The 13703-nt window shown below is 57.8% G+C and carries 12 protein-coding genes; 3 read left to right on the top strand and 9 right to left on the bottom strand.

Translation table 11 applies throughout. The features are described from left to right. The first annotated feature begins 62 nt into the window (after positions 1 to 62). On the top strand, positions 63 to 251 hold the full coding sequence (locus tag SHIM_RS17825) for a DUF1127 domain-containing protein (RefSeq protein ID WP_054004042.1): 189 nt from the start codon (positions 63 to 65) through the stop codon (positions 249 to 251). Positions 252 to 422: 171 nt separating this feature from the next. On the opposite strand, the gene SHIM_RS17820 is transcribed toward SHIM_RS17825, so the two are convergent. The 5 genes from SHIM_RS17820 to SHIM_RS17800 form a co-directional block, all read right to left on the bottom strand. Then, a complete protein-coding gene (locus SHIM_RS17820) occupies positions 423 to 770 on the bottom strand; it encodes a hypothetical protein (protein ID WP_054004041.1) in 348 nt (115 codons plus the stop codon). A gap of 267 nt (positions 771 to 1037) precedes the next feature. Next, entirely contained in the window at positions 1038 to 1907 is an 870-nt protein-coding gene (locus tag SHIM_RS17815) for a 50S ribosomal protein L11 methyltransferase (protein WP_054004040.1), read from the bottom strand. Between the two features lie 30 nt (positions 1908 to 1937). After that, positions 1938 to 3305, bottom strand: coding sequence for an MATE family efflux transporter (locus SHIM_RS17810; protein WP_054004039.1), 1368 nt, complete (start codon positions 3303 to 3305; stop codon positions 1938 to 1940). 3 nt (positions 3306 to 3308) lie between these two features. Further along, a complete protein-coding gene (locus tag SHIM_RS17805; protein ID WP_054004038.1) occupies positions 3309 to 4541 on the bottom strand; it encodes an MFS transporter in 1233 nt (410 codons plus the stop codon). A gap of 158 nt (positions 4542 to 4699) precedes the next feature. Further along, entirely contained in the window at positions 4700 to 6907 is a 2208-nt protein-coding gene (locus SHIM_RS17800) for a primosomal protein N' (protein WP_054004037.1), read from the bottom strand. 189 nt (positions 6908 to 7096) lie between these two features. On the opposite strand from SHIM_RS17800, the gene SHIM_RS17795 reads away from it, so the two are divergent. Further along, on the top strand, positions 7097 to 7807 hold the full coding sequence (locus SHIM_RS17795; RefSeq protein WP_054004036.1) for a DUF484 family protein: 711 nt from the start codon (positions 7097 to 7099) through the stop codon (positions 7805 to 7807). After that, positions 7804 to 8718: a tyrosine recombinase XerC gene (locus SHIM_RS17790; RefSeq protein ID WP_082358462.1), complete on the top strand. Its 915-nt coding sequence runs from the start codon at positions 7804 to 7806 to the stop codon at positions 8716 to 8718. The genes SHIM_RS17795 and SHIM_RS17790 overlap by 4 nt, the downstream gene beginning before the upstream one ends. A 10-nt stretch (positions 8719 to 8728) precedes the next feature. Here the strand turns inward: SHIM_RS17790 and uvrC are convergent, their stop codons facing one another. The 4 genes from uvrC to SHIM_RS17765 all read right to left on the bottom strand — a co-directional run bounded on the left by uvrC (position 8729) and on the right by SHIM_RS17765 (position 13698). Then, positions 8729 to 10603 (bottom strand): excinuclease ABC subunit UvrC, encoded by a 1875-nt coding sequence (gene uvrC / locus SHIM_RS17785; protein ID WP_054004034.1) that lies wholly within the window; start codon positions 10601 to 10603, stop codon positions 8729 to 8731. Positions 10604 to 10968: 365 nt separating this feature from the next. Next, the gene (locus SHIM_RS17780) at positions 10969 to 11748 is read right to left on the bottom strand and encodes an SDR family oxidoreductase (protein WP_054004148.1); all 780 of its coding nucleotides are present in this window, start codon (positions 11746 to 11748) and stop codon (positions 10969 to 10971) included. Positions 11749 to 11770: 22 nt separating this feature from the next. Further along, positions 11771 to 12727 carry a calcium/sodium antiporter gene (locus tag SHIM_RS17775; RefSeq protein WP_054004033.1) on the bottom strand — a complete coding sequence of 319 codons (957 nt, stop codon included), beginning with the start codon at positions 12725 to 12727 and terminating at the stop codon, positions 11771 to 11773. Positions 12728 to 12900: 173 nt separating this feature from the next. After that, a complete protein-coding gene (locus tag SHIM_RS17765; RefSeq protein ID WP_054004031.1) occupies positions 12901 to 13698 on the bottom strand; it encodes a S49 family peptidase in 798 nt (265 codons plus the stop codon). Positions 13699 to 13703 lie beyond the last annotated feature (5 nt).

Raw genomic sequence — 13703 nt, 5'->3', positions numbered from 1 at the left:
GATCCCTATTTGCCGCTCATCACAACGCGGACCACGCAACACCAACACAAAGGAATTCGGAAATGGCCTCGATCGATAACACAGCAAACACCGCAACACTTGGCCATTTCGGCCAGCTTGTCTCCTCCGGCGTCGCAGCGATTGCCGCTTGGAACGACGCACGCCTGACTCGCAACGCACTGAGCCAGCTCAGCGATCGCGAACTCACCGACATCGGCCTGTCGCGCGACGACATTTTTTCGATCCGCTGATCGGAAAGACCCGCCGCAAGGCGACTTATTTACCGCTTTGAAAGCCGTGGTGCGCCGCACCACGGTTTTTCTTTGTCCGCTGTCCTGGCGTCAAACACAAAACAGCCCCGGGGAGAGAGACCCGGGGCTGTTTTGTACGATCTTGGAGGGATCGGCGAATTCTTGTGTGACTCAGAACACAGATTTGAGCTGCAACGCGACCCAGCGACTAATTGGATCCGGGCTCATGGTCCAGGCCGCCGCCTGCTCAGCAACAGAGGCATCCGCCATCCGTGCAACATTCTGGGAATAAAAATCGGGACCAAACTGAGCAATCATGACGCCTTTGATGGCAAAGAATGCCACCATAACCATCATCAAACCTGTCCAGGGAAAGCTGCGACGGTTCGCCTTCCCTTTAACGATGACATAGCCGCTGCGGTCAATCGCCACGGCTTTGCGTCCGAGGCGGCCGGTCTTGGCTTGCTGACGATAAATCTTGGCAAGACGGTCGTGAAATTCTGCGTAGGATTCACTCATGGCACTGGCTCTACATTTGGCCCCCACCAAACAAGTTCAAATTCGTGCCGAAATGTGGCGAAAGTAAGGCAAGTAGCCGAAAATACGTCAAAATCTGGACAAATCTGGCGAGAATGCCGCATTCTTTCGTATCACTTGGAAACAGTACATTTGTCACCCGCTTACTGTTTAGTATCACCCAACAATGCCGTGCGGGCAACCACAAAAAAGGGCAGCCGAAGCCGCCCGATTCTCTTGAAGTCTTAAGATGTGATTAACGAACGCTTGTCAGCGCCTTGTTAAGGTTAACGTCGTCCACTCTCCTACTTCCTCGCGTGTGTGCACGTCAAAACCCGATGCATCATAGGCTGCGACCACGTCATCGGCTTGCTCATTAAGGATGCCTGACAAGATGGCGTGACCCTGCGCCGAGATATTGCCGCCCATGTCCGGCGCCATATCAATCAAAGGCGCTTTCAGGATGTTGGCGAACACCAGATCGTATGGCGCTTTGGCCACCAGATCCGGATGCCCAAATCCCGCAGCCTCAAGGCAGACCACCTTTCCCTCCAGCGCGTTTGCCTTCACATTGGCCTCGGCCACTTCAACCGCGACCTCATCAATGTCACTTGCCAGAACCACATCCGGCCAGATCCGTGCCGCACCCATCGCCAGAACCGCCGTGCCGCACCCGATGTCTACCACGTTTTTGCCAACGAACCCGCCGTTTGCCAGTCGATCCAACGCCTTGAGGCAGCCTAATGTTGTGCCGTGGTGGCCCGTGCCAAAGGCCATCGCCGCCTCAATCAACAACGGCTCAGCCCCCTGAGGAATCTGATCCGCATCGTGGCTGCCATAGACAAAGAACCGACCCGCTTCTACCGGCGCCAACTCGCGTTTCACATGCGCGACCCAATCCGTTTCCGGCAACTCGCTTACCACAAAGGGTTTCGCGCCAAAGGCCGCCGCTAAAACCGCCAGACCTGCCTCATCGGGGCTTTCCACGAAATAGCCACCGATTTCCCAAAGGCCCGAGCCGTCTTCCATCTCAAACACGCCGACGCCGGTGGGCTCCGGCACCAGACGCTCCATGGCGTCCCCAAGCTTGTCGGCCTGATCTTTGCCGGGCAATGTGGTTAATGCGGTGAATGTGGGCATGACGGCTCTCCAAATGTCGCTGCGCTGCGCTTAGGCGCTCTCAGATGCAGGGTCAAGTTCGCTGGCATCATCACTGCCCCCGAAACCGCGCAGAAACAGCCCACTCCACAACGCCGCCAAGATCCCGACAACACCGCCCACGACAGTCTGACCATAAACGACACCCGGGGCCGCGAACCACGCCGCGCCCAGCATTGCAGCAGGCAAGATCAGTACCCCATCCCGTACCCAGTTGATCATTGTGGAACGTCCTGGCTTGCCCAGATTGTTAAATGTTGCGTTTGACACAAACAGCGTGCCAACCAGCAAAAAGCCCCCGGCCCCGACATAAGCAAACGCGCGATAAACCTCGCCCCCTTTACCGTCCAACCCGAAGCCTTCGATCACCAACCCGGCCGTGCTTGCCAGCAGGATCCAAGCGACAAGCGTGTAGCCCATGGAAAACACCAGCGCGTCGCGAAAAGTACTGCGCAGTCGGTCATATTGCTTGGCGCCATAGTTCTGGCCAAAAATCCCGCCAATCGCGCCGGACAGTGAAAAGATACCACCAAAGGCCACAACCGTCAGCCGGTTCATCACTGCCCAGCCCGCAACGGCGCTGTCGCCAAATCCGGCAATCACGCCGGTCAAAAGGTAGTTGCCAAAAGGCGCGGCCAGTTGCGTCAACATCGCAGGCAAGGCCACGGCAAAAAACGGACCGGCCAATCTCCGCACAGCCCAAAGCGCAGGCCGCGCCAAAAGATTGTGTGTGCCGATCGCAAACCGCAGCGCCATGATCGCCAGCACCACGCGCGACAGCACCAAGGCCCATGCCGCCCCGTCAATACCCCAGCCAAGGTACAGGATCAGGAAGGGATCTACCGCCATCGAGATCGTGCCAGACGTGAGCGTGACAAACATGGCCCGCTTCCCGTCACCTTCGGCCCGCAACACAGCTGTGCCCACAAGGCCAAGGGCCATGACCGACAGCGACGGGATGGTTATCAACAAATACCGCGCGGCATATTGCAACGTCTCGCCCTCGGCCCCGACCAATTCCAGCAGCGGATAGCGAGAAGCGACGATCAAAGCCCCCGCCAGCGCCTGAAACCCGACGGTGATCAACATCGACGCTGTGGCGTCTTCACGCGCGCGGGATCGCTCCCCCATGCCGATACGCCGCGACACCAGCGCCGTGGTGGCAATCATCAACCCGATGCCGCTTGAGACTGAGAAAAACTGTATCGCAAAAGCAAAGCCCATGGCGGCGACCATCTTGGGGTCGCCGAATTTGGACAGCCAGAACAAGTTTGCCAGATCAACCAGAAAAACAAATGTAATGCCCGCAGCACCCGTCAGCGTCATGCGCACCACGTGCCCCATTGTGGAGCCGTCCAGAAATCTGCCCCGCGCTTGCATCCGCTACTCCGCGGGCGTCGGCGAGTAACGCACCAATCGGGTTTCGTTGCCCTTTTCCGGGTGCCGTGGGATCAGTGTGGCGAGGAACAACGATATCCCTGCCATAACCGCAGCCAAAGCAAAAACTGCACCCGGCGACACCAGCCACAAGAGGCCCAAAAGAACCGGCAGGAAAACAGCCGCGATGTGGTTGATCGTAAAGGCGACAGCGGCCGTAGGTGCGATATCTTCGGGGTCCGCAATCTTCTGGAAATAGGTCTTGAGCGCCAAGGCCAGCGCGAACAACATGTGGTCGATCACATAAAGCACACAGGCCAGCACAAGTCCCCATCCAAAGAAATATATGCCGCCATAGGCAAGGAACACGATTACCAGACCGGCGTATTCAAAAATCAGCGTGCGCCGCTCACCAAACCGCGACACCGCATGACCGAACAGCGGTGCCAATGCAATGTTTGCCACCAGATTGATCAGATAAAGCGCGGTGATTTCGTGCACATCAAATCCGAAACGCTCGACCATCATGAAACCCGCGAAGACCACAAATATCTGCCGCCGCGCGCCGGCCATGAACTGCATCGCATAGTAAAGCCAGTAGCGTTTCTTGAGCACCATCGTTCGCGCCTGCGGTGTGCGGCTCTCAAACTGTGGGAAAGCAAACATGCAATAGAGCGCGATCACCGCAGTGACGCCTCCGCCCACCATATAGACCACCTCATAGCTCAGATCGAACCGCTTCCAGCTGAGAACAATCAGCCCATAGGCCACCAGCGTCGCCGCTGAGCCAACCGCCAGCAAATAGCCCAACGTTTTTGGCGCGACCTTTTTGTCGATCCATTGCAACTGCAAAGATTGGTTCACAGTTTCATAGTAGTGAAACCCAATGGAGCTGAGCATGGTGATCATCAAAATGCCGGCCATCGACGGGAAATAGGCTGTCACCGCCGTGGCGACACCCAGCAGCAACAAAGAGACAAGTCCAAGCGTCTGTTCGCGGAACAAAAACAGCAGATAGATCACCAAAACTGCGAGAAACCCCGGAATTTCGCGCACCGTGTGCAAAAGACCAATGTCGGCGCCGTCAAATCCAGCGACCTCAATCACAAAGTTATTGAGCAAGGCAGACCAGACGTTAAACGCAACCGGCATGCCAATTGCCATCAACACCAAAAGCGCCATTGGCCGACGCCAGACCGGCAGGTTTTGCGCATCATCAAGTGAGATTTTTTCAAACATATGACGCGTGTACGCCTGTGATGCAGACTTGGCGAGAGTCATTTTCGCACAGAGCGTGTGAAGCAGGGCAGGCGATAACATTGAGCGCCTTTGGCGCACAGGTGGACTTGGTGCGAGGCGCTGCCTCGCGCTCCGGGATATTTGGGGCAAGAGGAAGGTCAGTAAAAACTCTGTGGATCTATATCCACCGCAAGACGCAGATCGCCTTTGAGTTTGAATTGTCCAACCCATTTCGCAAGGGCCGCCTGCAAGGGAGCGCCCTTGTCGGCCTTGACCAAAAGGCGCACGCGGTGACGGCCACGCACACGCGCAATCGGCGCCGGAGCCGGACCGTAAACCTCCGCCCCTATAGCGCGCAGCATGCCAGTGTTGCGCGCCAGTGCGTTGCCCAGATCAAACACCTGTGTGACGTCCTCGCCTGACAGGATGATCCCAGCCATGCGACCAAACGGCGGCACGCCTGCGATGCGACGCTCGTCCGCTTCTGCGCGCCAAAAGCCAAGTTCATCGCCTGCCAGCGTTGAGCGGATTACCGGATGCTCCGGCTGATAGGTTTGTAACAAGGCTTGGCCGGGCTTTTCCGAGCGGCCAGCGCGGCCGGCGACCTGACGCATGAGCTGGAATGTGCGTTCTGCGGCGCGCAGGTCAGAACCTTGCAGACCGAGATCAGCGTCGATCACGCCCACCAATGTGAGCAGCGGGAAATTGTGGCCTTTAGCGACCAATTGCGTGCCGATGATGATATCTGCACCACCCCTGGCAATGGTTTCGATGCCTTCTTTCAAAGCACGTGCTGAGCCAAAAAGGTCCGATGATAACACCGCTTGGCGCGCGTCTGGCCAAAGCTTTTCGGCTTCTTCAGCCAATCGTTCAACCCCGGGGCCTACAGGGGCCAACTTGCCCTCGACCTCACAGCTTGGGCAGGCATCCGGCATGGGTTTGGTTTCGCCACATTGGTGGCATACCAGCCGCTTGAGGAAACGATGCTCCACCATGCGCGCATCGCAATGATCACAGCCAACTTGATGGCCGCAGGCGCGACAGATCGTTACCGGCGCATATCCACGACGGTTGATAAACAAGAGCGCCTGCTCACCGGACGCGATCCGCTTGTCCACGGCCCGTTTGAGCGTTGGTGAAATCCACCGGTCCCGCGGCAGATCCTCAACGCGCATGTCAATCGCGCGCATTTCCGGCAGCACCGCCGCGCCATAGCGCGAGGTCAACTCCAACTTTTCGTATTTGCCCGCCTCGGCATTGGTCCAGCTTTCAAGACTTGGAGTGGCTGAGGCCAGCACCACACGTGCTGAGGCCATGGAGGCCCGCAAGACAGCCATATCGCGGGCGTTATAAAGAACGCCATCTTCCTGCTTGTAAGATGTGTCGTGTTCTTCATCGACAACGATCAGCCCCAGATCACGATACGGCAAGAAAAGCGCAGACCGCGCCCCGATCACCATCTGCGCGCCGCCCTGCCCAACCATTTTCCAAGCCCGCCGCCGCTCGGTGATCGTGACACCCGAATGCCATTCGGCAGGCTTGGCTCCGAACCGTGCCTCCACACGGGTCAGAAACTCGGAGGTCAGGGCAATTTCAGGCAACAGAACCAACGCTTGCCGTCCTTTGCGCAGACATTCTGCAACCGCCTCAAGATAAACTTCGGTCTTGCCCGACCCCGTGACGCCCCGCAGCAAAGTTGTGCCATACGTGCCGGACTGCACCCCAACGCGCAGCGCCTCGGCGCCTTCTGCCTGCGCTTCGGTCAGCGCCTTGCCGCCATAGTCCGGATCAAGCCGCATGAAAGGCACATCGCGCGGCGCGTCCTCCTCGCGAACAACGCCTTGCTTTACCAACCCCTTCACCACCGAATTTGTGACTCCGGCCATCTCTGCCAGCTCGCCCATCGTGAAACTTAGGCCGCCATAATCGCGCAGGGTTTCCAAAACCCGCCGCCGCGCATCAGTCTGGCGATCCGGTTCACCCTCGCCCAACCGATAAATTCTGCGCATCGAAGGCGGGCCGCTCAGCCCGGGCGCGCGGGTCGCTAAGCGCAACATCGCATGCAGCGGCGTCAGCGTGTATTGCGCCGCGCGTTCAAGAAATAGCCGCATATCCGCGCCCATAGGCGCGACATCCAATACCCGCTGCACCGCCCGAATGCGCGAAATGTCAAAATCGCCCTTCCCCGGCCCCCAGATAACGCCCAGCACGCGGCGCGGGCCCAGCGGAACCTCGACAAATGCGCCGAGAAAACAGCCGCCTTCCGGCGCTTTATAGTCCAGAAAACGATCCAACGGCTGCGTGGTCAGAACCGCCACCAGCGCGCCTTCTTCATAGAATTCTGGTCCCGCGTCGGGCTCTGTCATCGTTTCTTAATCCGGTTTGATTTCCACCGCCAGAAACGTCATTCCCAACGAAATTTCAAGCATGGCGATCTAGGCCGCAAAGGCAAGACAGCGATCCTGCGCCGAGGCCATTAACCGAGGCCAAAAAAGTTGCGGCATTCGCGGCGCGGCTCTGCTAAAGTGCCGCCAACGACCTAAAATGGCACCGACATGAGCAGCACTCCACAGATTGACGACACCCTGCGTGATAAAATCATTTCGCAACCCGATGTGATTCTCGAAGACCGCGATCTCATGCGCGCGCTGATCGCCGCGAATGAAAAGACCATGGGCGGCAACATCGTCGATCTGCGTGGCATCGCTATGGAGCGGCTTGAGGCACGGCTGGACCGTCTGGAAGACACCCACCGCAGCGTGATTGCAGCGGCTTATGACAATCTGGCCGGCACCAATCAGGTGCACCGCGCCATTCTGCGCATGCTTGATCCCGTAGATTTCGAAAGTTTCCTACGCGAACTTGGCAGCGAAGTTGCCGACATTCTGCGCGTCGATTCGGTGCGTTTGGTGCTGGAAACCGAACAGGACACCACCACGGATGCCAATATCCAAAGCTTGGGCGATGTGCTCTCAGTGGCGGAACCCGGCTTTATTGACGGCTACCTGACCGGCGGGCGCTCTATGCCCGCGCGCCAGATTACACTGCGCCAATTGCAAACCGGCGCCGAAGCCGTCTATGGCGAAGACGCCGACTGGATCCGGTCCGAGGCTTGCCTGCGACTTGACCTGGGCGAAGGCCGCCTGCCCGGCATGCTCGTGATGGGTGCCGAGGACCCGCATCAGTTCACGCCACAGCAAGGCGCGGATCTGCTGGCGTTCTTTGCCGGTGTGTTTGAACGGGCCATGCGTCGCTGGTTGTCGTGATCAGCCCCGCTGCCCGCGAAGCCCTTGCCACATTCCTGACCCATCGGGCCGCGCTGTCGGGCGCGTCGGAAAACACTCTGATCGCCTATCAACGCGATCTCATTGACTACCTAACGTTCATGACGTTGCACAAAGGCGCGCAACAAGGCCTTGGCCCGCTGACACAGATCGGTGTTCCGGACATGCGCAGCTGGATGGCATCCGAACGCGCCGATGGACTTTCTGCACGCTCTCTGGCGCGCAAACTGTCCGCCGTCAAAAGTTTCTATCGCTGGCTGGCGGATCGCGAAGGATTCGACCCAACCGCCGTGCTGTCCACCCGCGCACCCAAGTTTCAGGCCAAACTGCCGCGTCCGCTAGCCGAAGACGCCGCCAAAGCAGTGATCGACACAGTCGAGCTGCAATCCCAAAGTGATTGGGTGGGCGCGCGTGACACTGCGGTGATAACCCTGCTCTATGGCTGCGGCTTGCGCATATCCGAAGCGCTGGGATTGACCGGCGCTGACGTGCCCTTACCTGCTTCGCTTCGTATTATTGGTAAGGGCGGCAAAGAGCGCGTGGTGCCGGTGATCGATGCAGCCCGTGATGCGGTTGATGCCTACGTCCGCCTCTGTCCGGTCGAGATCACCCCCGATATGGCGCTGTTTCGCGGCGTGCGCGGCGCAGCCCTTGGCCCGCGTGCGGTCCAAAAGGCTATGCAGCAAACGCGCATGCAGCTCGGCCTGCCCGCTACGGCCACCCCGCATGCCATGCGCCACAGCTTTGCGACACATCTTTTGGCGGCTGGTGGTGATCTACGCACCATTCAGGAGCTTCTTGGCCACGCGTCTCTGTCAACAACGCAAGCTTATACGCAGGTCGACACAGCACACCTGATGGATGTCTACAACAAAGCGCATCCCAAGGCCTAAGCCAGCGATCTCAGCCGCCCTCGTGGAAATAGTCATAGATCGCTTCCGCAAGCGCATCAGACACCCCGTCCACCGCTTTCAAATCCGCCAGATTGGCCCGGCTCACCGCCTTGGCGCTGCCAAAATGCGCCAACAACGCCCGCTTACGGGTCGCGCCCACGCCAGGCACGTCATCCAGCGGCGTTGCCCCAATGGCCTTCGCCCGCTTGGCTCGATGTGTGCCAATCGCAAACCTGTGCGCTTCGTCCCGAAGGCGCTGAACAAAATACAGAACCGGATCATTGCGCCTAAGCGCCATCACGCGTTTGCCGATCCGGTGGAATTCCTCTTTGCCGTGATCGCGGTCCACCCCCTTGGCCACGCCGACCATTGGAATGTCTTCAACGCCGAACTCTGCCATGATCTCATGCACAGCACTCACTTGACCCGCACCGCCGTCGATCAACAGCAAGTCCGGCCACATGCCTTTGTCCCGATCCGGATCTTCCTTAAGAAGCCGCTTGAACCGCCGCTCAAGCACCTCTTTCATCATGCCAAAGTCATCGCCAGGCGTCAGGCTTTCGCCTTTGATGTTAAACTTGCGATAGCTGTTTTTCATGAACCCCTCGGGGCCCGCGACAATCATGCCGCCCACCGCATTGGTCCCCTGAATGTGGCTGTTGTCGTACACTTCGATGCGCTGCGGCGGGCTTTCGAGATCAAACGCCTCTGCCACGCCACGCAGCAACTTCGCCTGCGTCGCAGTCTCGCTCATTTTGCGCGCAAGGCTTTCGCGGGCATTGCGTGCCGCGCCACTGACCAACTCGGCTTTCTCACCCCGCTTCGGCACCAGAATTTCTACCTTCCGCCCCAACTTGCCGCTCAAAGCTTCTGCCATCAGGTCCGCGTTCTCGATCGGATGGCTCAGAATCAATTGCCGCGGCGGTTCCTTGGTGTCGTAAAACTGCCCGACAAAGGCTTCCAGCACTTCGGCGGCATCCACATCGGCACCCACACGTGGATAGTAATCGTGGTTGCCCCAGTTCTGATTGGCGCGAATGAAAAACACCTGCACACAGGCCTGACCATTCTCCAGATGCAGAGCAATCACATCGGCCTCGGCCACCCCGCGCGGGTTGATCCCCTGCGTGGCCTGAACCGCCGTCAGTGCCCGAATGCGATCCCGCAATGCCGCCGCCCGCTCGAACTCCATCGCCTCTGACGCGTCTTGCATCTGCCCCGCCAAGGCTTCTTGGATCTGCGTGGATCGCCCCGACAAAAACCGCTCTGCGTCACGCACGCTGGTTGCATAATCCTCGATGCTGATCTTGCCGACACAAGGCGCAGAGCACCGCTTGATCTGATACAAAAGGCAGGGTCGTGTTCGGCTCTCAAACATCGAGTCCGAACAGTTTCGCAGCAAGAACACCTTCTGCAACTGGTTCAGCGTCCGGGTAACCGCACCGGCATTGGCAAACGGCCCATAATAGTTGCCCTTTTCTTTCTTCGCACCACGATGCTTTTTGATCTGGGCAAAGTCATGCGCGCCACTCACCAGAATATTGGGAAAGCTTTTGTCGTCCCGCAGCAGCACGTTGTACTTCGGCTTAAGCTGCTTGATCAGGTTCTGCTCCAAAAGCAGCGCCTCGGTCTCCGTCTTGGTCGTGAGAAACATCATCGACGCGGTTTCCGAGATCATTCGCGCGATCCGACCAGTGTGAGTTCCCGGTCGGGAATAATTGCTCACCCGCGCCCGCAAATTGCGCGCCTTACCAACGTAAAGCACGCGGCTTTCACCATCCAACATCCGATAGACGCCTGGCGAGCCGTCCAACGTTTTCAAATAACCCTGAATGCGGGCATAACCCGTCGGGGTGTCAGTCTCTTTTGGGGTCTGCTCACTCATGTCTTTAAAATATGATTCTTTGAGGGCGGCTGCAATCTTCGGGATTTAGTTTCAAGAGAAAACAAATCCACCGAACCTGTGGATAAGTTTGGAGATAACTTTCCTGCATCCTGATTTTTTCGTTGTTTTTGGCCCATTTCAGCAATTTGCACAAAAAATAGGCAATTATATAATCCATTGTTTTTAAACGATACTTTTTTGACTCCCTTCCAAATGGTTGAAAACATTGTAGAAAAGGTAACAGTTTCCTAACAGTTTCTTAACGAGTGCAAAACTTGCAGCGCAGGTGCAAGTTTAACTGCAAATACAAAGCGGGGGGCGGTCAACAATTCGTGCCTCCGACTCAGTCGAAAGTTGCCCCTCCGTCACTCCGGTCCCATCACATCTGGCGTCTGCCAACCAAGATGCTGCCCACCGTCGACACAGATCAACTGGCCCGTGACCGTCGATGCGTCCAGCAAGTATCCCAACGCCGCGCAGATGTCGTTTGAGTCAACGCCGCGCCCCAAAACCGTGCTCTTTCGTTGCGCCTCAAACTGCGCCGCGGATTGCCGCGCGCCCTGCAAGGTCGGCCCTGGCCCGATCGCATTTACTCGGATTGCGGGCGCCAACCCCTGCGCCGTCGTTTGCGTTAACGCCCAGAGCCCCATTTTGGCCAGCGTATAGGTTGAGAAATCCGGCGTCAGCTTGCGCACCCTCTGGTCCAGCATGTTGACCACCAACGCTGCGGCCACCGGCTCGCCTTCGGCGTCTACCTCCGGCACCAACCCCTGCGCCGCCATCGCCTGCGTCAGCACATAGGGCGCTCTCAAATTGCTTTCCATATGCCGGTCCCAGCTCGCTCGAGACGCGGTCTGCACTGTGTCATGTTCAAAGATCGACGCATTGTTCACAAGGCAGGTGATCGGCCCACCCAACGCCGCACTGGCCCGCGGGAACAGCGCCTGCATCTCATTTTCTACCAACAGGTCGGCCTGTAGCGTGACCGCCTTCTGGCCTTTGGCACGGATGTCTGCGGCTGTGTCTTCTGCAGCCTGCTCTGATCCGGAGAAATGAACCGCCACATCAAACCCGCGGTCCGCCAGATACAACGCCATCGCGCGGCCAAGCCGTTTGCCTGCTCCGGTCACCAATGCCCGTTTCATCTTGCCTCCTGCCACTGCTGGGTCAGTTCAGCGTAATCAAAATGAACAACACGTAAAGTGCGGTAAAGGTGACACCCCACACACGGGTGATGTCGCGCTTCATGAAAACAAATGGAATCAACATCAGCGAAGCTGCCAACATGACCCACATGTCAAATTCGAGGAAATCCGGGTCCACGGCAATCGGATGCACAATCGAGGTGATCCCGATGATCGCAAGCAGGTTGAACATGTTGGACCCGATCACGTTGCCCAACGCCACGTCCGCCTGACGGCGCAATGCCGCCATAACTGTCGTGGCCAACTCTGGCAGGGATGTGCCCAGCGCAACCAGTGTAAGGCCAATCACGGTATCACTCACACCATATCGCCGTGCGATGATTTCCGCATTGTCCACCATAAGATCCGCGCCCAAAGGCAAACCGATCAACCCAAGCAGAAGAAACACAATAATACGCCACCAAGGCATATCGGGATCGGCGCCTTCAACGTCTTCGTCGTCCTCAAGTGCGCAGGCGGCGGCCGCCTCTTTGCGGTGTTGATGTGCGCTGCGCATCGCGTCCAGCAGCATCACCGCCAAAGCGATCAAAAGGATCACACCGGACCAGAAGGTAAAAACACCACAAGCCGCCAATCCGATGAACAAGACTGTGCCAAATATCATGAAAACAAAGCTGCGACGCGTTTCACTACCAGACGTGTGCAACGTGGTCATCGCCGCCGGCACACCCAGCACCAACAGAACGTTGGCGATATTGGAGCCCACCACATTGCCAAGCGCAATGCCCGGCGCATTTTTCAACGCCGCTTGCAGCGATATCAACAGCTCCGGCGCCGAGGTGCCGAACGCGACAATCGTCAACGAAACAATCAGCGCCGGAATGCCGATCCGCAAAGACAAATTCACCGCGCCACGTACAAGTGCGTCCCCTGCCAAAAGCAGGATCACAAGTCCGAGCGAGATGTACAGCCACTCCATGCGTTACCCTTTGCCTTTTCGGCAGCCGCAAGGGCCTTTGCCGATCTTAAAACGTCCGCAATTCTGACACTTAGCAGCATTCAATTGCTTCTGACCCGGATAGCGCAACTTGCCGAACATCGCCAGCACGGCCATGCCAGCCAAAAACAATAAAACTATTTTTGAGATCACGCCTACAACCCAAAGCGCGCGTATTCCGCACGCTCCTCAATACCTGATAGCGCGTCCTGCGCCAGCGTTGCACCAAACCGTTGGAACACCGATCTCCGAACGCCATAGCGGCGCAGCTTTACTTTGTCTCCAAACCGCTCTTTCAACACTGGCATCATGTGACCAATCCCGTCGATCAGCCCCAAATCCACCGCATCCGAGCCTGCCCAGATTTCGCCGGTAAACAGATCTTCGCTTTTGTCGAGCTTGTCGCCACGACGGCTTTGCACGTGTTCGATGAAATTTCCATGAATCTGGCCGAGCAATCGCTTCAGCCGCGCGACGTCTTCTTCTTTTTCTGGACGGAACGGGTCCAGCATCGACTTGCTGCCGCCTGCCGTATGCACCCGCCGTTCAATCCCTTGTCGCGACAGGAACACATGCGCGCCAAAGCCCGCGGAAATAACCCCGATCGATCCCACAACCGAATTGGCATCCGCAAAAATCTCATCCGCTGCCGCTGCCAGCCAGTACCCACCCGACGCAGCCACATCTTCGACAAACGCCAGAACCGGAACTTCTTTTTCCTCCGCAAGCCGACGAATACGCGCGCCAATCAGCGCGCTTTGCACAGGGCTGCCACCGGGCGAATTGATCTCCAGCACCACCGCAGCCGGCTTGCCACGGCTAAAGGCTTTCTCAAGGATCGGGCCAAGCGCCTGATCGTTGAGCTGACCACGTGCGCCGCTGGCGATAACCCCATTCAGGCGCACCACAGCAACAGTTGGTTCAGATTTGAGAAAAGGTATCCAGCGTTTCATGTATT

It is taken from the genome of Shimia sp. SK013 (genome assembly GCF_001292625.1).
Classification (GTDB): domain Bacteria; phylum Pseudomonadota; class Alphaproteobacteria; order Rhodobacterales; family Rhodobacteraceae; genus Shimia.
The sequence above is the reverse complement of the archived record's forward strand: the minus strand, read 5'-3'. Positions and strand labels throughout refer to the sequence as shown.